The organism is Reyranella massiliensis 521 (assembly GCF_000312425.1).
GTDB classification, from domain to species: domain Bacteria; phylum Pseudomonadota; class Alphaproteobacteria; order Reyranellales; family Reyranellaceae; genus Reyranella; species Reyranella massiliensis.
Map to the genome: position 1 here is coordinate 1,887,345 of NZ_HE997181.1, position 22,422 is coordinate 1,909,766.

Here is a 22,422-nt window from a genome sequence, read left to right on the forward strand (position 1 = left end):
AAATCATGAAGTTCGTTCGTAGTGTGCTGGGGCTGCTCGTCCTGTTTCCGTCGCTGGCCTGGGCACAAGCGCCGGCAACGACGGAGCAATCACCACCTGCGGCCTCGGTCAGGCCCGTTGATCCCGCGACTTCGGCGGCGACGCCGACGGATCCTGCGGCGACCGACGCAGCGACGCCTGTGGTGATGCCACCGGGCGCGCCGGCCGTGCCGAGCCAAGCGGTTCTGCCGAAGGACCTGTCGGTGTGGGGCATGTTCAAGGCCGCCGACTGGATCGTGCAGGGGGTGATGATCGGCCTCGTCGTGGCCTCGGTGCTGACCTGGACGGTGTTCATGGCAAAGAGCCTGGAGCTCATGGTGGCGGTGCGCCGGCAGTGCCGCCTGCTGGCGGCCATCGACAATGCGCCGTCGCTCGACAAGGCGCCGTCCAGCGACCTCGTGGCGGCGGCGCAGGCCGAGCGGCGGCTGAGTGTCGACACGGTCGACGATCGCGACGGCTTGAAGGAACGCGTGGCATCGCGTCTCGAACGGCTGGAGGCGGGCGCCGGCCGTCGCATGCTGAAGGGCACCGGGGTGCTGGCGACGATCGGCTCGACGGCGCCGTTCGTCGGCCTGTTCGGCACGGTGTGGGGCATCATGAATTCCTTCATCGGCATCTCGCGCTCGCAGACGACCAATCTCGCGGTCGTGGCGCCCGGCATCGCCGAGGCGCTGCTGGCGACGGCGCTGGGTCTCGCCGCCGCCATTCCGGCGGTGGTGATCTACAACCACTTCGCGCGCCAGGTGGCGGGCTATCGCGCGCTGGTCGGCGATACGTCGGCCGCCGTATTACGCCTCGTCTCGCGCGACTTGGGGCGGAGGTAGCCGATGTCGGTAAAGCTCGACCACGGCGCCGAAGATCTGGCGGAGAATCACGAGATCAACGTTACGCCGTTCATCGACGTGATGCTGGTGTTGCTGATCATTTTCATGGTGGCCGCGCCGCTGGCCACCGTCGACGTGCCGGTGGACCTGCCGGTGTCGACGGCCGAGCGCCAGCCCAAGCCCGATGCACCCTTGTTCCTCACCCTGAAGAGCGACCTGTCGTTCACGCTGAAGGACACGCCGGTCGGTCGCGAGGCGCTGCCCAAGGCGCTCGATGAAGTGACGGGCGGCAAGAAGGATGAGCGCATCTTCCTGCGCGCCGACAAGGCTGTGCCCTATGGCGAGCTGATGCAGGCAATGAACGTGCTGCGCAGCGCGGGCTATCTCAAGGTGGCTCTGGTCGGGCTCGAACAATGAGGGAAGCGTTTCGCTGGATCGGGAGCCTCGTCTTCGTGCTGGCCTTGCACGCGGGCGCGATCCGCATTGCGCTCGGCTGGGCGACCAGCGAAGTGCCGTACTCGCCGCCGCCGGCCGCGATCATGATGGAACTGGCGCCGCTGCCGGCTGCGCCGGAGGCGTCGCCCAACGAAGCGCCGCCAGGGCCGGAGCTGAGCGAGGTGATCCCGGAGCCCGAGGAGCCGCCGCCGGTCGAGATGCCGCCGCCGGTGATGGCTGAGGTGACGCTGCCGGAACCCGAGCCGCCGCCGCCGCTCGACCTCAAGCCGCCACCGCCGCCCAAGCCGATCGAGAAGAGGATCGAGAAGAAGCCGCCGCAGCCCAAGGTCTCGGCGCCGCAGGCGGCGCCAGAGCGGGCCCGGACAGCGGCGGCACCAACGCCGGGCGCCTCGGTCGATCCGCCGTCGGCGACCTTGCCGACCTGGAAGGGCCTGCTGCTGCGCCATCTCGAGCGCCACAAGCGCTACCCTTCTGAATCGCAGCGGGCGCGGCACGAGGGCGTGACCTATGTGCGATTCACGATGAGCCGCGACGGCCGCGTGATCGCGATGCGCCTCGAGCGGGCGTCGGGTTTCGCGGCGCTCGACCAGGAGGGGCTCGACCTTCTGCAGCGTGCGCAGCCACTGCCGCCACTACCGCAGGATCAGCCGGGCGAGAGCCTGGAGATCATCGTACCCATACAGTTCTTCCTGAGGAGGTGAGGGGATGAAGCGCCTGGAAGATCTGTGCCGCGAGCGCGGCGTGCGGCTCACCGATCAACGGCGCATAGTGCTGGAAGTCATCGAGGCTGCAACGGATCATCCCTGCACTTTCGAGATTTATCGGCGCGCCTCTGTAAACCGCAAGATTGGCATGGCTACCGTTTATCGCGCGCTGAGCGATCTCACGACGGCAGGTCTGATCACACGCCACATCTTCACCGACGGCAAGGCTCGCTACAAGATAGTCGGACGCGATTCTCATTCGCATCTCATCGACGTAGTTAGCGGTGCCATCTTGGAAGTGACCGGGGAAGGCCTTAGAGCCTTACTTGAAGAACAGGCTCGCAAGCTAGGTTATAGGCTTGTGGACTTTCGATTGAGAATGGTCGGGACATCTCCCTCCTAGTCCAGCCTTGGAATGAGCTGCTTTCGCGGCCAGCAGGAGCCCTAAAAGCATGCGATTGGGCTGGGCCAGGAAGGCGTTGCTGGCCTGCTTTAACGCGCGACTACTGGCACCAAGGGGCGATCGAGGAGGCAAAAGCAGTTAGTTAGCCGAAGTGTGTCGGCAGTGGCAGCGCGCCCCTGATTTGAACCTACTTGTCGCCGGGTGGCATTGCTTGGACCCAGCCCTCTCCTTTGACCACTGCCACTCCCGAACAAAAGAGGGAGCCTCGGGAGACGACTTTGACGACCCTCTTGCCCGGGCGATTCTCCTGACGCAGGTCGGGCAGTGCCTCGGCCAGGCGGCGACGCATCTCGACCGACAGGGGCTTGAGATTCTCTGGCGACAGTCCAACTCACCTGTCCTCAGGTTGCTTTGCAGGCTGGCGATGCCCCAGCCCGGCTCGGCCTTCTGTGAGCGCAAGGCGACCAAACGCGCCCGTAATCCAGGGCATTGGGTTCCATCATCCCATTTTCGACTATTGCCAGGCAGTCTGGCGACCGCCGCATCTATGCGGCAGCAGCTCAGAATGTGTGTCGGTCGCTGCTTTAGATCTGTCGACTTTGACTTGCATCAAGGTACGCGCCACCCACCTTGATATGTTTTGGTTGTTGCCGGGCTAAAGCGGAGGCGACATGTCACAAAACCGTACAACCGACACGATCAGGACGGCCTCTAGCTCGCACAATGCGGGTCTTCCCAAGGTTGATGCCGACGGAATCGGCGATCAATGGGAAGCCCGGCGTTGGGGACGTGGCTTCTTGCGGCTGTGGATTGCGAGTGCGGTGATTTGGGTTGGCATGGTTGGACTGTTCGCGCTCAGCGATTCGTACAGCCAGGAGCGTCTGGAACTCGCCGCTTGGGCCTTTGTTCCTCCCACTTGCACTCTTTTCGTAGTACTCGCGCTCGTCTGGATTTGGCGAGGCTTTCGGTCTGGGGCTTGAACCGTAAATGAAGGCAATTCGAATTCCGGCCATTCTTGCCGCTGCGTCGATTGCCTCGGCGATTGGCGCTTGCAGCAGCATTGGTCCGGGCACTGTTACGCGCGACCGAGCCGACTACAGCGCCGCGATTGGCGATTCATGGAAGCAGCAGACGCTGCGCAATATAGTAAAGCTGCGTTATGGCGATTTCCCGGTCTTCATGGAAATTGCACAGGTGATTACCGGCTATACTTTCGCAACGACCGCTACGGCAGGCCTGAGTGCTGCGAATTTCACACCGTCATCGATCGGCGGGCCTGTGCCTGCCATTGGCGGGAGCGTAGGCGCAGGTGCCACCTACATCGATCGTCCGACGGTGGTCTATGCGCCGCTGACCGGAAACGATTTCATCAAGACGCTGATGCGGCCGATCCCGCCGTCCGCCGTCTTGTTCCTGCTGCAGTCCGGATATTCGGCCACCATCGTCATGCCGATTGCGGTTGATTCGATCAATGGCGTCGCCAATGAATCGAGGCGCGTCGGCATGAGCAGACCCGGCGACCCGGAGTTCACCCGCCTGGCCCAGGTCCTTTACGAGTTGCAGCGCCTCAATGCGCTGCAGATCCGGGTCGATCGCGCGAAGGACAATTCCGAGACCGCGGTCGTTGGATTCCCACCGGCCAACGTGACGCCCGAAGTGGCAGCGAAGATTGCCGAGGTAAAACGCATCCTACACTTGACCGGGACGGGACGGAGTCATCCGGTACGCTATGGCGGCTGGTCCGGAAAGGGGGACGAAATCGCCATTGCGACCCGGTCGATGCTACAGGTCATGATGGAACTTGGCATCTTTGCTCAGGTGCCAGAAGCCGATATCGTCGGCGGCAAGGCAACCGTAGGAGCCGGCAGCAGCGCCTTGCCGGGCGGCGAGCATCCGCTGGTGCTGAACATCCAGAGTGGTCCGTCGCCGCCATCCGAAGCCTTTGCCGCCATCGAATACAAGGGGCGCTGGTTCTGGATCTCCGAGAACGACATCCGCTCGAAGTCCATATTCACGGGCGTGATGTTGCTCTTCTCGATCTCGGATGTCGGTGTGCGCACACCGTCGCCTGTCGTCACGATACCCGCTCAGTGAGCACCGTTTCGCCCAAGCAGCTATGCCGACCTCATCGTCAATCGGATGTCCGCTTGATGTGCATCAAAGCTCCCCTGTAACGCAGCTGTAGCATCTATCCTCGCGTACGTTGCTCTTCGGCGTGCGCCCCACCGAGGGGGTAATCCATGGGCAAGGTAACCAAGCTACCGGCGCGTAGAGATATACCCGAAACCAAGCGCCCCGTGCCCTCGGTACCGGCCAGCGATCTTCTCGCGGCAGGCAAGCGTCTCCGCGAGGCGATCTCACTCGAAAGCCAGGGCGAATGGAAGCGGCACAAGGATCGGGCGGATCCGGTCGAGCTGCTTCAAGCCTCCGACGCCGGCCGCGTTCCTCAGCTCATCCCGATCAAGTACGGGCGGATGCTGCAAACGCCGTTCACTTTCTACCGGGGCGCGGCAGGCGTGATGGCCGCTGATCTCGCCACCACACCCGATATCGGCGTCAATGTCCAAGCATGTGGCGACTGCCATCTGATGAACTTTGGCGGCTTCGCCACGCCGGAACGCAACATCACTTTCGACATCAACGACTTCGACGAGACGTTGCCGGCCCCTTGGGAATGGGACGTCAAGCGGCTGGTCGCCTCGTTTGTCCTCGCGGCTCGTGCCAACGGGCTATCGGATACCGCCGGACGCGACGCCGCCGTGAGCTGTGCCCGCAGCTATCGAGAGCGGCTGCGGGAAGTGGCCGAGATGAGCCCGCTCGAAGCCTGGTACACACATATTGGCGTGGAAGATCTCTTGAATGCGATCGACGACAAGGCTGCAAAGAAGCGCTTGCGCAAGCGGCTTGAAAAAGCCCAGGAGCAGAAAGACAAGTCCTCCGAGCTGGTGTACCCCAAGCTGGCCGAAATGGTCGGTGGTGAGGTGCACATCAAGGATCAGCCGCCGCTGATCTTTCACCCGGATTTTGTACATGAGCCGAATTTCAAGCCCGTAGTCGACCAGGCGCTGGCCGACTACCGGGCAACTCTTTCCGACGACCGCAAAGCTCTGCTGGACCGTTACCGCCTGGTCGATGTGGCGCTCAAGGTCGTGGGAATCGGCAGCGTAGGCCGTTATTGCGCGATTGGCCTGTTCATGTCGTCGTCGAACGAGCCTCTGTTTCTTCAGTTCAAGCAGGCCGTTCCGTCGGTGCTAGAGCCCTACGCTGGCAAGAGCCTTTATGGTAACGCCGGCCAGCGGGTGGTGGAGGGGCAGCGCCTTATGCAATCGGCCTCCGACATCTTCCTCGGCTGGTCGGTCGGGATGGAAGGGCGACATCTCTATGTGCGTCAGTTGCGCGACGCGAAGATCAAGCCGGTGGTGGAGGCGTTCGATCGCAGAATACTGGAACTCTACGGTCAACTGTGCGGCTGGGCGCTGGCTCGGGCGCATGGTCGTGCCAGTCATCCGTGGCTGGTGAGCGGCTATATCGGCACCAGTGATGCGTTCGACAAGGCAATGGGTAAGTTTGCGATCACCTATGCTGATCAGGCCGAACGTGATCATGCGGCACTGAAGGCGGCGGTGAGTGCCGGAAAGATCGAGGCGTATATCGAGGAAGACCGCTAGTCGTCCATCGGGGAAGCAGCCTATGGCGACCGAGATCGAACGGAAATTCCTGTTGGCCGGTGACGGCTGGCGTACGCAGTTTACGCATCGAAAGCGCATCCGGGACGGGCTCGTCGCAACCGCAGGCCGGCGCAAGGTGAGAGTACGAGCTTACGATGATCGGGCGACGCTGACCATCAAGGCCAAGACCGCCAGTTTGGGCGATGCAGAATACGAATACGAAATCCCATTGACGGATGCCGAGGAACTGCTGGCGACACACTGCGATGGCAGAGTGCTCAGCAAGACGAGGTACTACGTCCCCTATAAGGGCTTCGTGTGGGAGATCGATGAGTATGACGGCATTCTCAGTGGCGTGGTGTTGGCCGAGGTTGAGCTATCCCGAGAAGATGTTGAGGTCCCCCTTCCTTCGTGGGTGGGGGAGGAAATAACCGGCAGACCTGAGTACAGGAAGAGCAACATGCATGTGGCACGCCTAGCTGCGCTTGCGACCGACGGCGACACGACCCCTCGAAAGTATTGAGGGGTAACAATGCGGTGGCGGGAGTTTTTCCCCATAACTGAATGGGTCGCCGGCTACTCCCTTAAGCGGCTGGGCCCCGACGGCATCGCTGGCTTGTCTCTGGCCGCGTTCGTTATTCCCGAGTCGCTAGCCTATGCGTCGCTGGCAGGCTTGCCGCCGGTATCCGGTCTCTATTGCTACCTCGCCGCGGGCCTGGCCTACGCCGTATTCGGCACGAGCCGACAATTGGCGGTGGGCCCAACGTCGGCCCTGGCGCTCGCAGTTGCTGCCGGCATTGCCACCCTCGGCGGCGGTGATCCGACACGGGTGGCCGCCTTGGGAGCGTCCATCGCACTGTTGGTTGGCTTGATTGCCATTGGTGGCCGCTTTATCGGGCTGGCCAACCTTGCTTCCTTCTTCTCCGATTCGGTTGTGACGGGCTTTAAGACCGGCGCAGCTCTGTACATCGCATCGACCCAATTGCCGAAGCTCCTTGGGCTCGAAGGAGGCAGCGGCAACTTCTTCGAGCGGCTTTTCAATGTCGGAACAATGATACCGGACATCTCGCTTCCGTCGTTGGCGATTGGCGGGCTGGCGATCGCGCTCTTTCTACTGCTGGAGTGGAAGCTGCCCAGTCGACCGACCACGTTGATCGTGGTCGCGGCCGCGATAGCGGCGACCGGCTTCCTCGGCCTGGGCAAGCTCGATGTCCGGCTGGTGGGCGACCTGCCGCAGGGTCTGCCGACCTTGGGCCTCTTGCCGATATCGATGGCCGATCTCGGTGATCTCCTGCCGACGGCGTTTGCTTGCTTTCTGCTAGCCTACAGCGAAACCATTTCGGTGGCGCGCAGCTTCGCTCAGAAGCGAGGTTACGAAATCGATCCGTCGCAGGAGCTTACGGCTCTCGGTGCTTCCAACGTCGCCACGGCCCTGGCTAGCGGCTTTCCAGTGGCCGGCGGCATGTCGCAAACGGCGGTCAACGACATGAACGGCGCCACCTCGTCGGTTTCGCTCGTCGTGACCTCGATCGCCGTCGCGCTGACCCTCGCTTTTTTCACAGGCCTGTTCCGCGATCTGCCCGAGCCCGTGCTGGCAGCCATCATCCTGATGGCCGCCAAGCATCTGGTGAAGCTCGAGGAGTTGCGCGAGCTCAAGAACGCGTCGCGCACCGAGTTCGCGATCTCGCTTCTCGCGCTGTTCGGCGTCCTGGCCTTCGGGCCCTTGCAGGGTCTGTTGCTGGCGGCGGTAGGCTCGCTGGTCATGCTGATCGGGCGCGCTTCCCGGCCGGCCGTCGCGGTGTTGGCGCGCGATCCGGCAAGCGGTCACTACGTGAACAAGGAGAGATATCCGGCGGCCCTGGAGCCGCCCTCCGTGCTGGTGTTGCGCACCCTCGGGGGCTGGCTCTATTTCAACGCAGAGCAGATCCGGCGCCGCTTCCAGGAGCTCGTGGCGCAGACCTCGCGCCCCTTGACCACAGTGGTGATCGACTGCTCCGTAGTGCCCATAATCGACATTACGGCCCTGACCAGCTTGCGCGTGTTCGCCGCCACCATGAAGCGCCGCGGCGTTGTGGTACGGCTTGCCGAGTTGCACGATGGCGTCGCCGATACGTTGCGCAGGCGGGGTGCCGAAGCCGATTTCGGCTCGATTGTTGCCCATCGCACCGTCGATCAGTGTGTGGCGGCAAGCGCTGGCAGGATTTGAGCGTCGCGGTCGTTGAAGTTCGCGACGACCGGCACGCCGTCGAAAGCTGATCCACGGTCGCGGCATTGGCGGGGGTGATCATGTCCGGTTCGCTTGCCATTCGCGCGCTGCTGCTTGGACAACGCATAGAGACGCGCGGCCTCGAACATCAGGATACGATAGCCCTGGCGCCGCTGACGTTGCGAGCAGGGCAGCAGGGTATCGCCTTCCTGTTCCGCTATGGAGTCGCCGTCCTCGTGGGGCTTTCGCATGCCGAGGAGGAGGCGCTCCTGGGGACGCTGCGCGCGAGCATCGTGGAGGCTCTGCCAACACCGGAAACCGATCAGGTCCAGATTGTCGTGACACCGGACGGCGAGGACCAGATCGAGCCTTCCGGCGCCATTGTGTTGAAGGATGCGTCTACCGAACGACTGCAGATCCTCGCCAACGTGCTGTCAAAGAGCGTCGTGTTGGCGCATCACGAATCGCAGATCGCAGCGACCTTCGACAAGATTGAACCGCTGGCCGCCGGCATCCGGCGGAAGGGCCGTGTCGATCGCAAGGCCTCGCAACTCATTCAGCAGATTGGCGACATATTGCTGACACAGCATCGGATGGTGGGACGGGTTGCGATCGAGGACAAGCCGGACGTTCTTTGGGACCGCCCTGAACTCGAGCGTCTCTACGCCCGGTTGGCGGATGAATACGAACTGCTCGAACGCAACAGCGCGATCGACCGAAAACTCACACTGGTTGGTGAAACAGTCCGGACACTTCTGGAGCTTGTGCAGGATCAGCGCAGCGTACGTCTGGAATGGTATATCATCTGCCTCATCGTTATCGAGATCCTGTTGTCCATCTATGAGATCTTCGTTCGCTCTCATTGATGCGGCTGAAGCGTACCCCAGGCCGGCTTTGATTGAACTCACCCACACGTTGCGCAGAAGGAGCGTGCGGCAAGGTCTTGCGCGATCGCATCGGTGTCGCGAGGTCCGGTGGCCGCCCTACAGGAGTATAGTGAACAACCTCTTCAGAAGTTCCTCCAGCGGTATTAGGGTTAGGACAAGTGGTGCGATCGGCACGATCGCCATGATGCCGACTTGCAAAACTGTCTCCTTGGTGAAGGGCGCGACGTTCATCGACTTCACTATGTCGAAACTGTTGGATAGATCGGCGAGCGATTGAATGTCGACGCTGCCTAGGAGTGGCTCCTCGTCGCTTGAGTTTCCGCCGCGCAACCATTTGCTGTCGAATTGGCGAACGTAGCGCTGGGCCAAGGCGCCGTACTCACGCAGGCCGATCAGTTTCGCCTCGGCCATCTGGGGCACAAACAGCAGGAGTGGGCCCAGCACCACGCATAGGAGCAGGACGACAAGGGTAACGATTTCGAGCTTGAAATCGAGGAGGGTGGCCTGAACAAAGAAAATGCGATCAGCAATGTGTCCGGCAAGTATTGTGCCGTGGGCAAACAGCAGTGGCACCAAGGCGTAGACCGTGGTGGAAAGAAAAAGCAAACCGCCTGCCCGGTCAGGATGAGTCGGCACCAGGTTTAGTTTGATGCGTGACACGTGCCAGAGGAAACGTGTCCAGACGAATAGGCGGAAATACCAGCGAAGCAACATGAACTGAAAGATCGGCAGGCTGACGTAGCTCAACCAGATGCCGGCAAGCGACGGCTTCGATCCGCTCGCAGAGGCTGCCGCGTACCAGGTGCCCGTTTCGATTGCCGCGTATTGCCGCCAAACGACAAGAATGCCGACAATGTAGACGATTGCGACAATGACGACCTCCGCGACTATCGAGTTTCGAAGGCGGACGGCTGACGTAATGGCGGCATGGAATTGTGGTAGGGCTCCCTCCGGAATCAGGTCTCGTTCGATGAACTGTGGCACCAGGAGACGCATGCGCTGATGGACTACAAGCTCGGCCGCGATCAATAGAGGCAGCGCCACCAGGAAGCGGACGTGTATGCCAACATCCTTCAGGAAGGACAAATTCTCGCCCGCGGGGAAGAGATTTCCTTCGAGAATCGAAATCACCAGAAGCGGCAGCCAGCAAAGCAGCGAGATGACGATGACGCGCCGGCGCACCAAACGCAGCGTATCGTCCGTAAGATGGGCGCGACGAAGAAGCTGAAACAGGGGCCCCCCGATGAAGAGGGAGAATTCCATTGAATTCTCCGCAAAGGCGCCGCCAGAAGGGGATTTGGGGAGCGTCATCTTCGAGATTCTCCCTAAGTGGCTTTCTTAGATTAACATCGAGTTCCGCGGGGCCTTTGAGGCAAGTCAAAGGGGTTGTACGCTCTGCACCTGAAGTTTCGTGGCCCCTTCAGGATGATGTCAAAGTCACGGTGCAGGATTGTAATCGCCGGCATCCAGCACCGCAGCGGGCCCTGTCCGCGCGCACCGACTTTTGATTCGCAGAGATGGCCACCAGCCGAGCAGGGCCGCCCGTCGTCAAATCGTCGTTAGCGGTCAAGGGAGCGTAGTCGGCCGCCGGATCCATGCCGATGAAGACCGAGTGCATCGTTCTTCCTGACGGGCCGCAGCCGTGGCGGTGCCGGCGAGCAGCTCGCGCTGCGACAGGTCAACCTGCGTACGGAGATGCGTCGCCTTGTTCATGATGCCCTTTTCAGACGTCGCTCCCTGAGTCGGTTCGCGATCACCACCACGGAGAAGCCCATCACATAAGGCCACAGCGCGTGGCGAGGACCGATGAAGCTCCAGCCGATTGCAAGCCCGGACGAAACGATCAGAACGGCAAGCAGGAATTGATGATCTCGCTGCTTGCCCGGCTCCACATCCGGAATGAGGGCCAATAAACGCAGGCCGATGGCGGAAAGGATCAATGTGTTGCCGGCATACAACCAGATTGCGGGCGCCAGGTTGGGAAAGCGACCGACGACGATGGTGACGAACGGAAAACAGGTGGTGAAAAGCAGGTAGAGCAGCCACCAGTGGACGTATTCGCTGCCGAGGTTCTCGTCCGGCGACCGCACCTGAATACCCGATAGCCAGCGGAGCCCCAGCACGCCGAAGCTCAGGGCATAGGGCAGGAACTTGGGTGTCAGGGCGATCAAGCCTTGAATGAGCTCGCTCGCATCATGCGGTTGGAAGTCATCCGGGAGGCGGAGGTCGAGCACGAGCAACGTCATGGCGACGGCGAAGAGCCCGTCGGTCAGCGCGTCTAGGCGAGCGCGTGGATACATCTGCTGTTGCGTCCTTCCAATCATCCCTCGCCGCATCTGCTTCCGCCTGCTTTGACTCAGATCAAACCCCGGTGGAGCGGTGAAGTTTGCGTCGAGCCCGACGTATCAGGGTACGGATGTGTCGATGCAACACAACCATCCGTTCGATACGTCAAGCGAATGCAGATCGATGCCCGTTGCCGCGTCGCCCCGTGGTTGCATCATGCGAATGCTTGACTTGCATCAAGGCCCGCTGAGACGGGCGGACATATTCAGCTCGGGAAGGGGAGGCGATTTGAACAACGTGGCAGCCTTTACGGGTCCGGCTCAGACGCCGCTGGTCAGACGACCAGAGTATTCCATCCCTGCGGACGATCTCGTCGCAGCCGGCCAGCGTCTGCGCGATTCGGTCCCGCGGGCGAGTCAAGGTCTCTGGAAGAAGGACAAGCAACGGCTCGATCCACTTGAAATTCTGCGCGCCTCGGATGCTGGCCGGATTCCCGAGCTCGTCCCGATCCGTTACGGCCGGATGCTGCAATCACCCTTCGCCTTCTATCGAGGGGCGGCGGGCGTCATGGCCGCCGACCTCGCCGCGACACCCACCACGGGCATTCATGTCCAGGTCTGCGGCGACTGTCATCTGATGAATTTCGGCGGCTTCGCCACGCCTGAACGTAGCATCAACTTCGACATCAACGACTTCGACGAGACCCTGCCGGCGCCCTGGGAATGGGACGTCAAGCGGCTGGTCGCGTCGTTCGTGCTGGCGGCCCGGTCGAATGGCTTGTCGGATGCGGCTGGCCGCGACGCAGCCATCGCCTGTGCCCGGAGCTATCGCAAGCGGTTGCGGCAAGTGGCAGAGATGAGCCCGCTGGAAGCATGGTACACCCACATCGGTCTGGAAGAGTACCTCGGGCTGATCGACGATCCGGCTGACCAGAAGCGGGTGCGGCGCAGAATCGACAAAGCGAAAGAAGGAAGGGCATCTGACCTGGATTATCCGAAGTTGGCCAGGATGGTCGGCGGGGTGGTGCAGATCAAGGATCAACCTCCGCTCATCTATCACATGGATGTTCAGCATCAGGAGGGCTTCGGCGCCCTCACGGACAAGACGATGGCTGCTTACCGGGACAGCCTTCCGATTGACCGTCGCGCCCTGTTCGATCGCTACCGCTACGTCGACGGGGCGATGAAGGTTGTGGGGGTCGGAAGCGTCGGCCGGTACTGCTCTATCGGACTGTTCATGTCGTCGTCCAATGAGCCGCTGTTCCTGCAATTCAAGCAGGCCGTCCCGTCCGTTCTGGAGCCTTACGCGGGCAAGAGCCTGTTTGGCCACGCCGGGGAGCGGGTGGTCGAGGGCCAGCGCCTGATGCAGGCTTCATCGGATATTTTTCTTGGCCACACGATTGGGCCATTGGGCAACCAACTTTATGTCCGCCAGTTGCGCGACGCGAAGATCAAGCCTCTAGTCGAAACCTTCGATCGCGACATGATGAAGATCTACGGCAGGGCGTGCGGTTGGGCGCTGGCGCGGGCGCACGGCAAGGCCAGCCATCCGTGGCTGGTCACCGGCTATCTCGGAAACAGCGACGCGTTCGACGAAGCGATGGGTGATTTCGCCATTGCTTATGCCGACCAGGCCGAGCGCGACCACGCGGCTCTCAAGGCTGCGGTAGGCGCAGGCAGGATTCAGGTCCAGATCGAAGAAGATAGGTAACGGGTCGTGCCGAGGGTCAACCAGCGGCGCTCTGCCTTCAACTGGTCTGGTGTGGCATTTCGCCTGATCGAGCACGGCGCGTTCGCCGCACCGCCGTGCTGACAATGTACACGTGTTCCGCGTCATCCTTCGCCGAGAGACGAGACGTTCGCATGCGCAAGTTCCTGTCATTCGCGATGCTGCTGGCCGGAGTCCTCGGCGCCTGCTCGTATCCCGAGCGCGGCCCCGGCGTGCCTTCGACCCACACCACCGTCGCATTGCCGCTGGGCATCCCCAATGCCCGGTTCTTCGCCGACGGCGATCCCAAGCCCATGATGGAGGAAGCCGCCCGCGCCTACCAAAGGGAGGAGGCGACACGGCGCACCGCAGGCGGACCGACGCGCCCGCCGCCGGTCTACTACCTGGCGATTTCCGGCGGCGGCGATGACGGCGCTTTCGGCACCGGATTGCTGAATGGTTGGGCCGCGACAGGAATGCGGCCCCAGTTCAATTTCGTGACGGGCGTCAGCACCGGCGCCCTGATCGCGCCCTTCGCCTATCTCGGATCCGAGTACGATGCCGTCATGGCCGGGATGTATACGACCCTGACACCCGACAAGGTCTATCGACCGCGGGCACTCACGGCCGCGCTGTTCGACGACGCCATGGCCGATACCAGTCCGTTGGCCGAGGTGATCGCACGCTACACTGACCAGAAGATGTTCGATGCCATCGCCCGGGAGTACGGGAAGGGTCGCCTGCTGCTGATCGGCACGACCGACCTCGATGCCGAGCGACCGGTAATCTGGAACATAGGCGCGATCGCGGCCAGCGGCCATCCCGGTGGGCTGGAGCTGTTCCGCAAGATCCTGCGCGCCTCGGCGGCCATTCCCGGCGCCTTCCAGCCGGTCATGGTCGATATCGAGATCGACGGCCAGAAGTACCAAGAGATGCATGTCGACGGCGGCGCCGTTGCCCAGCTCTTCATCTATCCATCGTCGATCAACATCGCCGAGAGCGGACCACGCCGCGAACGGCACGCGTACGTCATCCGCAACGGCAAGCTCACGCCGGGCTACGAAACGAGCAAGCGGCGAACCATCTCGGTCGCCGGCCGCGCCATCAGCACCATGCTGACGTCGAGCGGGCGAAACGACGTGCTGCGCACCTACCTGCTCGCGCAGCGCGACGGCATCGACTACAACCTCGCTTATATAGGGTCTGACTTCACCACTACCGAGATCGGCATGTTCGAGCCGGCCTACATGCAGGCTCTCTACGCCTACGGCTTTCAGAAGGGTAGGGATGGTCGGGCCTGGCACAAGCGGCCACCCCAGATCGACCCTGCGGCCGTGCGCCAGTAGCAACAGGACCGGCAGATCGGGGGACGGACGACTTGAGGTGCAAGAGATGGTCCCTGAACGTCGCCTGACCAGAGTATTGCGGCGCTTGATCATCTGGCCGGTTGCTGTTCTGGCTGCAGCCGTCGTGGGCTTTTCGGCCTATGCCGTCCTGGCCCTTGGACCCTTGGCGCCCTGGCACACCCTCGATCTCAGGCAGGAGTTCAGAGCAGCACGAGATGCCCACCTGGACTTCGCCGGACTGCTCGCCCTCGAGGGGCGCCTGTTCGAAGAGCTGCGCGGTGCCAAGGAACTCCGGAGCGGCGATATAGCCGAAGAGAGGTCATCCCGGTTCTCTCCTCGCAGCTGGATCGCCCGGTTGACCGGCGCCGCGAACGACGGCGCCTCCGATAACATCCATGTCGCGCCTTACAACCGCACGTTCGAGCTCGTGCCGGAGGAGCGGCGGGGCTCAGCGCTGTTGATCCATGGCCTGACGGACGCACCTTACTCGATGCTGGCGTTGGCACGCAGGCTGCACGCCGGCGGCCTTCATGTCGTGGTGTTGCGGTTGCCGGGGCATGGTACCGTGCCGGCTGGCCAGCTCCACATGACCCTCCAGGACTGGCGTGCCGTCGTGCGCATAGCGGCCCGGCACGCGGCTTCGCTGGCGATGCCGAACCAACCCTTCTATGTCGGCGGCTATTCCACAGGCGGCACGCTCGCCTTGACCCATGCGATCGAGAGCCTGGCCGATGAGACGCTGCGCCAGCCGACGCGCGTTTTGCTTGTATCGCCCGCGATCGAGTTGCCGCGTATCGCCGTCCTGACGCGGATCATCGACGCGCTGGCGTTCCTGCCGGGACTGGAAGCGGCGCACTGGCAGGAGATCCTGCCGGAATACGACCCCTACAAGTACAATTCGTTCGCGGTGAACTCGACGCGCCAGGTGCTGGCCGCCACCAACGCGCTGACGCGCGCGTTCGAGCAGGCGCAGGTGGCGGGCCTGCTGGACAAATTGCCGCCGGTGATCGCCTGGCAGTCGGTCGTCGACTCGACGGTGGGTGCCAGGGGCGTATTCGATTCTGTGTTCGGACGTCTCGTAGGCGCGCAGCATGAGTTGATACTGTTCGACGTCAACCGCCTGGCCGTATTTCGGTCCTTGGAGAGTGCTCGAAGCGCCGACTTGCCGGGAGTACTGAGAAGCCTTCAGCGTCCACATTCCTTGACAGTGGTCGCCAACCGCGACGACGAATCGGAGCGTGTCATGATGCGTCGGCGCAGGCCAGGGCAGGGGTGGACCGAGAGCGAGACCGACCTCGCTTGGCCCAGAAGCATCGTATCGGTCGGCCACCTTGCACTTTGCTTTCTGCCGGACGACCCGGTTTACGGGTTCCTTCCGGGCAGCGGAGCGAACGGCCAGCCGGCGTTGGGATCGCTCTTCCTGCGCGGCGAAGCTGGAGCGCTGTCCCTGCCGCTTTCGATGTTCACGCGTCTTCGCTCCAATCCTTTCTTCTCGCTCATTGCCGGCCGGGTGGACGAGATGCTGGAGGCCGATCTGCGGAGATGAATGGCGAAGGGCTCAGAACTTGGCGGCTAGTTCGATCAAAGGACCGTGGATGACGAGGTGCGGCCTCAATCTCGGGCGAGCGCGCGTGCTGCCTCCTTTTCGAGGTCGATGTACTGCGCTTTTTCGACGGTGACGCCGACGGCGAATATTACCCCGCCGCTAAACCTCCCAGGCGACTTGTACTCCTGGCTGACCGTGTCGCCGCTGTCGTAACCGACGCAGAGGCCGTCGCCGGACAGCGTGAATTTGCCAAGCTGCGTGCGCATCGGACCTTCGGCGACGACCTTATCGTTGACATAGAGTTTGGTCCTGCCGAGAGACTCACCATGCTTGCCCGAACTCTCGCGGGTGAACTCCATCCCGACTGTGTACTTGCCGGGCTTCAGTTCACCGGAAACGAATTTCTGTTCCGGCTTGATGCCCAGAAAGTTGTACACGTAGTACAATTTCTTGTTCTTGATGAAGAGCGAGTGACCTCCAAAACGCGAGCCGTGAGCGAAAATCACACCCGACGCATTCGGATCTGTAATCTCGATGTTGGCGAGAATCTTGTACGATCGGCCGCGCACACTGACGGCAACGCCTTCAGGCACCGGCGAGGTGCCCGGGTAGTAGACATACCTTTCGCGGGCTGCTTCTTCGGTGGGCCGTTCAACTCCCAGCTGCTCTGCAGCGCTTCGGTCGTCGATCGGCAGCACCATGTTTTTATCTGCTTCTTCGAACCATGCCTTTATGAGCGCTCGAAGCTTGTCGGGATACTCCTTGGCGAGGTCCTTGGACTCCGACCGGTCGGCGTCCACATGATAGAGCTCCCAACGGTCCTCATCGAAATTACCTTTGCCAGTGAACGGCGCATGGACAGCGGCAGCCTTCCAGCCATCCTCCCAGATCCCGCGTGTTCCGAGCATCGCGTAATACTGGCGTCTTTTCCGTGTCGGATCGTGGGGCCTGGCATCAAAGGTGTAGCGCATCGAGACGCCGGCGAGTGGGTATTGATCTATGCCGTGATACACTTTCGGCATTTCCAGTCCGATGATCTCCAAGAGCGTCGGTACGATATCGACGGCGTGATGATACTGATCGCGAATCTCACCGCGAGCCTTGATGCCCTTTGGCCACGAGATGACCAGCGGATCGATGGTCCCGCCTGAGTATTGCGAGTAGCGCTTGAACATCTTGAAGGGGGTTGAGAATGCTGCAGCCCATCCTGTCGGATAGTGCGGATAGGTGTTCGGCCCGCCCAGATCGTTCAAGGCCTTCATGTTCTCCGCCAGATCGTCCGGGTAATTGTTGAAGAACTTGTTCTCGTTCACTGAACCGTTCGGCGTGCCCTCTCCGGACGCTCCATTGTCCGCCGCGTAGAGCACGATAGTATTTTCGAGTTGGCCTGACTCCCTCAGGTAATCGATGATGCGGCCAATTTGCACGTCCGTATATTCGGAGAACCCGGCATAGACCTCGGCCATATGGGAGAATAGTTTCTTCTCGTCGGAACTAAGCGAGTTCCATGGGCGCACAAAGTCTGCCTTGTTGGCCACCTCATCGGGCAAGGGGTTGAGCGGCGTGAGTTGCGTTCCCTTCGGGAGCACGCCCTTGTCGATCATGCGTGCAAGTACCCATGTCCGGTAAGCGTCATAACCGTCGTCGAACTTACCCTTGTACTTGGCAATGTATTCTTGCGGCGCATGATGGGGCGCGTGATTGGCGCCGGGGTTGTACCACATGTACCAGGGCCTTGATGGATTCGTGGCCTTCTGGTCGCGGACCATCGCGATGGCGCGGTCGGCGAGATCCTTCGAGAGGTGGTAGCCCTTTTCAGGCCCGTACGGCGGCTCAATGAAATGATTGTCTTCAACGAGATCCGGATACCACTGATTGGTTTCTCCACCGATAAAGCCGTAGAAGCGGTCGAAGCCCTTCTGGAGGGGCCATAGTTTCCGGCTGGCGCCCGATGCGACGTCCTGCTCGGCGACGTTATGATTTTTGCCCAGCCAAAAGGTGCTGTAGCCGTTGTCCTGCAGGATCTGACCTATGGTGGCGGCCTGATCGGGCAACCGGCCATGCGCTCCGGGAAAGCCGTTGGCGCCTTCCGTAATGGCAGCCATGCCGTTCACGTTATGGTTTCGTCCGGTCAGCAGCATCGATCGGGTCGGTGAACATAACGCCGCCGTATGAAACTGTGTGTAAGTCAGGCCCTCGGCGGCTATCTTGTCCAGAGTCGGCATGTTGATCCGGCCACCATAGGGCGACCACGCCGCAAGGCCGGTGTCGTCGTAAAGAATGAAAAGAACGTTTGGCGCACCCTCGGGCGCCTTCTTCGGAATATACGGTGTCCAGTCGGGCGTAGATTTCCGAACATCGAGATCGATGACGCCCTTGAACGTCGACGGCGCATTTTGGGCCGATGCCATCGACATCAGGACTCCGCATGTTGCGAGGCTGATGGCTGCGAGCGGTAACATCATGCGTGTGCTGTCACGCAATTTCAGCTTGGCAGTGGTCATTGGAGATGTCTTTCTCCGTTCTTTGCCGACTGGCGTAGTCGTTCTACGCCCAATCCTACGTGCCTAAGGCAGGCGGTCAGGCAAACATTGATCTGAATCAAAACACCGCGTGAATTCGCTTTGCCATGCCATGCGGCGCAGCTTTGAGCGCTCAGTCCAATTTTTTGTCGGCGGCGGAGAACACAGTACGAGCATAATTGACCATTTTTGTGGGTGAGAGAAGGTTCAGGAGATCCCGCGTGAGAAGGCGCTCCTAGTCGTCTCGATCGAGGCAAGGATGGGATGGCAGCACGCCGTCCTGGCGCACATCGTGATGTGAGTAGCGGAATAGGAGGCCGTGATAGCCGAAGTCCGGATGGCGTTTGCCCTCGGTCCGAGCAACGCTTTCGTGATCTACGCGCGCAGCTGATCGCTCGGCTATTGCCCCGCGGCCCCCAGCAACCGGGCGGGCGTAAGATCGAAGCAGTGCTCGAGGTCCATCCGGCAAATGCTGACTAGTCGACGATCGAAGTGTAATGCTGATTGTCGGAGGAATAGCAGCGTTGGAGGACGACCTTCATCGGACGGCGCTCGTCGAGGAGGGCTGGAGCGACCCGCGCGTCACTCAGCGGGGCAAATCGGCGGGCTCGTCGGCTTGCCCTCGGCCAGTCGGCCGAGGATATGGCCCGGCTATTGCAGTTCGCCGCCGAGCTGGAATTGCAAGCGAAGGCGCTGGAAGGTGAGATTGAGCCTCCGCCGCCAGGCCTCATCGAACATGTGCAGCTGCAGATGGAGCAACAGCAGCAATCCGATGCCGTTGCGGACGAATGCGCCGAGCTCCCTAAATCTTGATCTGGGTTCGTCCGACGTAGGCTCGCACTCCTGCTTCTCGCCGTGCTTCATCGAGAATTGACGTCGAAATACGCAATCAAGCCCATGACGGCGATCGCTCCCAAGCCGAGCGCGAGGCCCTTGAAGTTTATGGCCAGAAGAATTGCAATAATAGCCATCTGGCCTCCGTCCGGCACGCTCGCGCGAGCGCCATCCCCAAACCCCGCAAGCCAAGGGAACGACATTGGACGCCGGTTGACGCCGCCCACGATCGCATAGGCTAAGGCACTTATTGCCGTTTGCGCAGAAGCCTCGGCTGCTCCTCCAGCAGCTTCTGGGTCCTTTTAAGCATTTCTAGGAGGAGCGCATCCTGCTGTGCAGCGAGCTCATTCAATGGCGGTCCGGCCACGACGAAGCGCTGTTTTTCCAGGCGTTGGCGACCGGCCATGACCCGTCTTACGCCACCCTCCTGATGCACGCGACTGAACCCCATGCCGGCAAATTCCTTTGCCATCAGGTGACGGATCTGGTCGCATTCGGTTGGATCGAAGATGCTGTGTAGTTTCGACAAGTAAATTTCAATGTTGCCCTCGGCAATAAATACGTTCAACGCATCGTCGCCGCACGGCCCGGCCGATGGCTCGAAGTTGAATACTTCGCCTGCCACTATTTTATCTGCGAGAGTTCGCCAGTGTCGAGCCATTGCCAGAAACTGCGCTTTGTTTGCTTCGATGTCGGAGACCTCGGCCAGCCGCGTGCACTTTGCGGCGCGCTGGAAGCATTCGAAAGTGGACATCATCGCTCCCTCCCTCAACGTGGCCAAAGCACATGAGCGGGAGTTCGGTCATTTCTGTTCTTGATGCCGTAGACTCTCAGCCGTCGGTGCTCAATCAATTCACGCCCGACGGTAAACAAAAGGTGCGCCTCAAATGAGGTCTTGTCACGCGGTCATTCGGCCTGCCCAGGCAGAGATCCGGCAGTTGTTCGGGGGCCTGGCCGGAAAGCATCAGGTCGCTTTGAAGAGGGTCGCGCAAGCCATGGGGCTCGGTCGACGATAGACTCACCGATCTCGTCTTCGATTGCGAATGGGAACTCGAGCTCGAAATCGAGGACGAGGATACAGCCCCTTGTTTCGGGGCGTGCCCTTCGCTTCATTGTCCTCGGCGATCTTCTTCTTCTGGCCGTTGACGAGGTCGCCTTTCGGCGTCCGGGTGAGCGCGAATCGCGGTCAGCCTTCTTCGTCAAGTACCGGGCAAGGCATGGTGCAGGAATGCAAGGAGCCGATGCAGGCAGTCATGACGCACGATCGCTTCGGCCCCGCCACCGTGCGTCGTTCGGCGCAGGTTCGCGTGGTCGGCAATGGTGGCTGCCTAGTTGGCAAGAGCGCGATCCCGGTACTCGGATTTCATCTTCATCAGGACGATCACGTCTCCGACAGTCTTCAGGCGCTCTGCTTCCGCGTCGTTGATATCGAGCCCGAAGGCATCTTCGAGGGCCATGATGGTGTCGACCGAATCGAGGCTGGTAGCGCCGAGATCCTCGACAATGCGCGCCTCGGGCACAACCCGGTCCGTTGCGAGGCGGAGCTTGGTGGCGATCACGTCGCATACAACGGCTTCTACGTTCTCCATGGCAGTCCCTTTCTGCAGGACGCTTCGCTACTGAATGAACGCTCCTCGGCTTCGTTCGGTGGCGCCTGGACGGCGATAAAGTGGCGCCGCTCGAAGGGCGGGGCGACATAACCGTTCACGTCATCCTGAGCGATGTTCGCCACCAGCTCAAGACGCTCGCCCATCGAAGTGACCAACGGCTACTGCAGCCTACGGGTCAACTCTGCCGTCGATGGTGTCCCGAGCACGCGGCCCAAGAACGATGCCAGCCAATCATCGTGCTATTCGAGCAAGGCGTCTATGCCCGCCGCGGCTACCGTATCGTCGTCGCTGGTTGGGTCGCCTAGTGGTCGTGCCAGAAGGTCGTGGTTACCGATCTCAAGGAGAAATGCGATGCCCTCGCCGATCATGACGGGTCTCCGAGAGCGTCGTGGCGACTACCTCCGAAGTCCTGACCTCAACCAAGAAGTCCAGCCACGGCGGCGACGACGGTCGTGGGAAACGTTGCCTTTCCCTGGGAAGTCCGCGCGGTCGCAGTGTCGGCGCTCAAGTTCCCGCGAATAGTTCCTCTTTATCTTTAATCGATCATCACGAAACGTTTCAGCTTTTTGGCCATGATGGTCCCTTGGGATCAGACGGTGCTATGGAAACACTCTGGTAGCCCGATTCCCGCAGTTCTTTCGCCCGCCGCTCTGCTTCTTGCAGTGTTGCGCAACTCTCGCCGTGAAATTTGCGTGTATCGGGGTGAATGGCCGACACTGTGTAGGGAGTAGGAGATGCGACTGCCATAATATGAATGATGACATGGGAATCAGCGGCTATCAAAGGCGATTGGCTCTAAGCGAGGCAGGCACGCGCAAGCGTTCACCCTTAGTGAAGGTGGCGCTTGTACGTCGGACGCGAAGCCTTTGACGCTCGTGATCGAAAAGAGTGGCCGTGAACAGCATCGTCCCACCACTTTCAAGCTGGCAGACGAGGGGCCATTACAGGTTACCTGGAGTCGCAGTGGGTCTGCGGCGAATTCGAAAGAGCAGGGAAGACCGTAAGCGTAATGACAGGTATGAGGCTTAATGAAGCTTTGTCGCTTCAAGCCGAATCGTTCTCATGTCGCGCCACGTATGATGTGCGCTTGAGGGGAACATTGCGGCTGTGGGAAGCGCGACCCTTGCTCGTGAATTGCATCGACCGTGGAGATCGCGCCTAGAGCTGCTTGGAACAATTTGTCCGCCGGTCGTTAAGGTCGCGCTTCGGACACTTTTCCATCCCGCCCAATCCGAGAGTGTCCGGGCTCACCTTCTGAGCTCGCTGCGGGGCAGGCTCCTTCTTCCCTGGCGCTTGAGCGCCGTCATTCGCCATTCGGACAGCAGGTCTGTGCCGGATCTTCTCTTCGGAGAAGGGAAGAGGTCCGCTCCCACGCGGGCCTTTT

Annotated in this window: 20 protein-coding genes; 14 read left to right on the plus strand and 6 right to left on the minus strand. The window is 61.2% G+C overall.

Translation table 11 applies throughout. The features are described 5' to 3' along the window. The first annotated feature begins 5 nt into the window (after window positions 1-5). The 9 genes from exbB to BN60_RS09370 all read left to right on the plus strand — a co-directional run bounded on the left by exbB (window position 6) and on the right by BN60_RS09370 (window position 9,166). Window positions 6-863 (plus strand): tonB-system energizer ExbB, encoded by an 858-nt coding sequence (exbB, locus tag BN60_RS09330; protein WP_020695764.1) that lies wholly within the window; start codon window positions 6-8, stop codon window positions 861-863. A 3-nt stretch (window positions 864-866) separates the two neighbouring features. Further along, window positions 867-1,280 (plus strand): TonB system transport protein ExbD, encoded by a 414-nt coding sequence (gene exbD / locus BN60_RS09335; RefSeq protein WP_020695765.1) that lies wholly within the window; start codon window positions 867-869, stop codon window positions 1,278-1,280. Then, window positions 1,277-2,020, plus strand: a complete 744-nt coding sequence (locus BN60_RS31610) for an energy transducer TonB (protein ID WP_020695766.1) — start codon at window positions 1,277-1,279, stop codon at window positions 2,018-2,020. Before exbD ends, BN60_RS31610 begins: the two co-directional genes overlap by 4 nt. Before the next feature lie 4 nt (window positions 2,021-2,024). Next, window positions 2,025-2,426 carry a Fur family transcriptional regulator gene (locus BN60_RS09345; RefSeq protein WP_020695767.1) on the plus strand — a complete coding sequence of 134 codons (402 nt, stop codon included), beginning with the start codon at window positions 2,025-2,027 and terminating at the stop codon, window positions 2,424-2,426. Between the two features lie 987 nt (window positions 2,427-3,413). Continuing rightward, window positions 3,414-4,520, plus strand: a complete 1,107-nt coding sequence (locus tag BN60_RS09350; protein ID WP_020695768.1) for a hypothetical protein — start codon at window positions 3,414-3,416, stop codon at window positions 4,518-4,520. Window positions 4,521-4,666: 146 nt separating this feature from the next. Then, on the plus strand, window positions 4,667-6,094 hold the full coding sequence (locus BN60_RS09355; RefSeq protein WP_043283770.1) for a DUF2252 domain-containing protein: 1,428 nt from the start codon (window positions 4,667-4,669) through the stop codon (window positions 6,092-6,094). Window positions 6,095-6,116: 22 nt separating this feature from the next. Next, window positions 6,117-6,617, plus strand: a complete 501-nt coding sequence (locus BN60_RS09360) for a CYTH domain-containing protein (protein ID WP_020695770.1) — start codon at window positions 6,117-6,119, stop codon at window positions 6,615-6,617. 9 nt (window positions 6,618-6,626) lie between these two features. After that, entirely contained in the window at window positions 6,627-8,300 is a 1,674-nt protein-coding gene (locus BN60_RS09365; RefSeq protein WP_043283772.1) for a SulP family inorganic anion transporter, read from the plus strand. An 80-nt stretch (window positions 8,301-8,380) separates the two neighbouring features. After that, complete coding sequence (locus BN60_RS09370) at window positions 8,381-9,166, plus strand: RMD1 family protein (protein WP_020695772.1); 786 nt, start codon at window positions 8,381-8,383, stop codon at window positions 9,164-9,166. A gap of 117 nt (window positions 9,167-9,283) precedes the next feature. Here BN60_RS09370 and BN60_RS09375 read toward each other — a convergent pair whose 3' ends face one another. Further along, window positions 9,284-10,498, minus strand: coding sequence for a hypothetical protein (locus tag BN60_RS09375; protein WP_051150110.1), 1,215 nt, complete (start codon window positions 10,496-10,498; stop codon window positions 9,284-9,286). Window positions 10,499-10,896: 398 nt separating this feature from the next. After that, window positions 10,897-11,511 (minus strand): TMEM175 family protein, encoded by a 615-nt coding sequence (locus tag BN60_RS09380; RefSeq protein ID WP_202949794.1) that lies wholly within the window; start codon window positions 11,509-11,511, stop codon window positions 10,897-10,899. Between the two features lie 259 nt (window positions 11,512-11,770). Here BN60_RS09380 and BN60_RS09385 point away from each other — a divergent pair, with 259 nt between their 5' ends. From BN60_RS09385 to BN60_RS09395, 3 genes are all read left to right on the plus strand, one after another. Then, window positions 11,771-13,183 carry a DUF2252 domain-containing protein gene (locus BN60_RS09385; protein WP_051150252.1) on the plus strand — a complete coding sequence of 471 codons (1,413 nt, stop codon included), beginning with the start codon at window positions 11,771-11,773 and terminating at the stop codon, window positions 13,181-13,183. 152 nt (window positions 13,184-13,335) lie between these two features. After that, window positions 13,336-14,526 (plus strand): patatin-like phospholipase family protein, encoded by a 1,191-nt coding sequence (locus BN60_RS09390; RefSeq protein ID WP_020695776.1) that lies wholly within the window; start codon window positions 13,336-13,338, stop codon window positions 14,524-14,526. Window positions 14,527-14,572: 46 nt separating this feature from the next. Further along, the gene (locus BN60_RS09395; RefSeq protein WP_215905895.1) at window positions 14,573-16,072 is read left to right on the plus strand and encodes an alpha/beta hydrolase; all 1,500 of its coding nucleotides are present in this window, start codon (window positions 14,573-14,575) and stop codon (window positions 16,070-16,072) included. Window positions 16,073-16,137: 65 nt separating this feature from the next. Here BN60_RS09395 and BN60_RS09400 read toward each other — a convergent pair whose 3' ends face one another. After that, window positions 16,138-18,576, minus strand: coding sequence for an arylsulfatase (locus BN60_RS09400; protein WP_020695778.1), 2,439 nt, complete (start codon window positions 18,574-18,576; stop codon window positions 16,138-16,140). A 672-nt stretch (window positions 18,577-19,248) separates the two neighbouring features. Here BN60_RS09400 and BN60_RS30795 point away from each other — a divergent pair. Further along, a complete protein-coding gene (locus BN60_RS30795; protein ID WP_177324791.1) occupies window positions 19,249-19,407 on the plus strand; it encodes a hypothetical protein in 159 nt (52 codons plus the stop codon). Window positions 19,408-19,454: 47 nt separating this feature from the next. Here the strand turns inward: BN60_RS30795 and BN60_RS30305 are convergent, their stop codons facing one another. Together BN60_RS30305 and BN60_RS09410 are read right to left on the minus strand one after the other, a co-directional pair. Further along, on the minus strand, window positions 19,455-19,655 hold the full coding sequence (locus BN60_RS30305; RefSeq protein WP_148283364.1) for a hypothetical protein: 201 nt from the start codon (window positions 19,653-19,655) through the stop codon (window positions 19,455-19,457). A 20-nt stretch (window positions 19,656-19,675) separates the two neighbouring features. Next, window positions 19,676-20,185, minus strand: coding sequence for a hypothetical protein (locus BN60_RS09410; RefSeq protein ID WP_020695781.1), 510 nt, complete (start codon window positions 20,183-20,185; stop codon window positions 19,676-19,678). A gap of 355 nt (window positions 20,186-20,540) precedes the next feature. Here BN60_RS09410 and BN60_RS31805 point away from each other — a divergent pair, with 355 nt between their 5' ends. Then, complete coding sequence (locus BN60_RS31805; protein ID WP_425357809.1) at window positions 20,541-21,128, plus strand: hypothetical protein; 588 nt, start codon at window positions 20,541-20,543, stop codon at window positions 21,126-21,128. Between the two features lie 149 nt (window positions 21,129-21,277). Here the strand turns inward: BN60_RS31805 and BN60_RS31615 are convergent, their stop codons facing one another. Next, window positions 21,278-21,406: a hypothetical protein gene (locus BN60_RS31615; RefSeq protein ID WP_020695783.1), complete on the minus strand. Its 129-nt coding sequence runs from the start codon at window positions 21,404-21,406 to the stop codon at window positions 21,278-21,280. Between the last annotated feature and the right edge of the window lie 1,016 nt (window positions 21,407-22,422).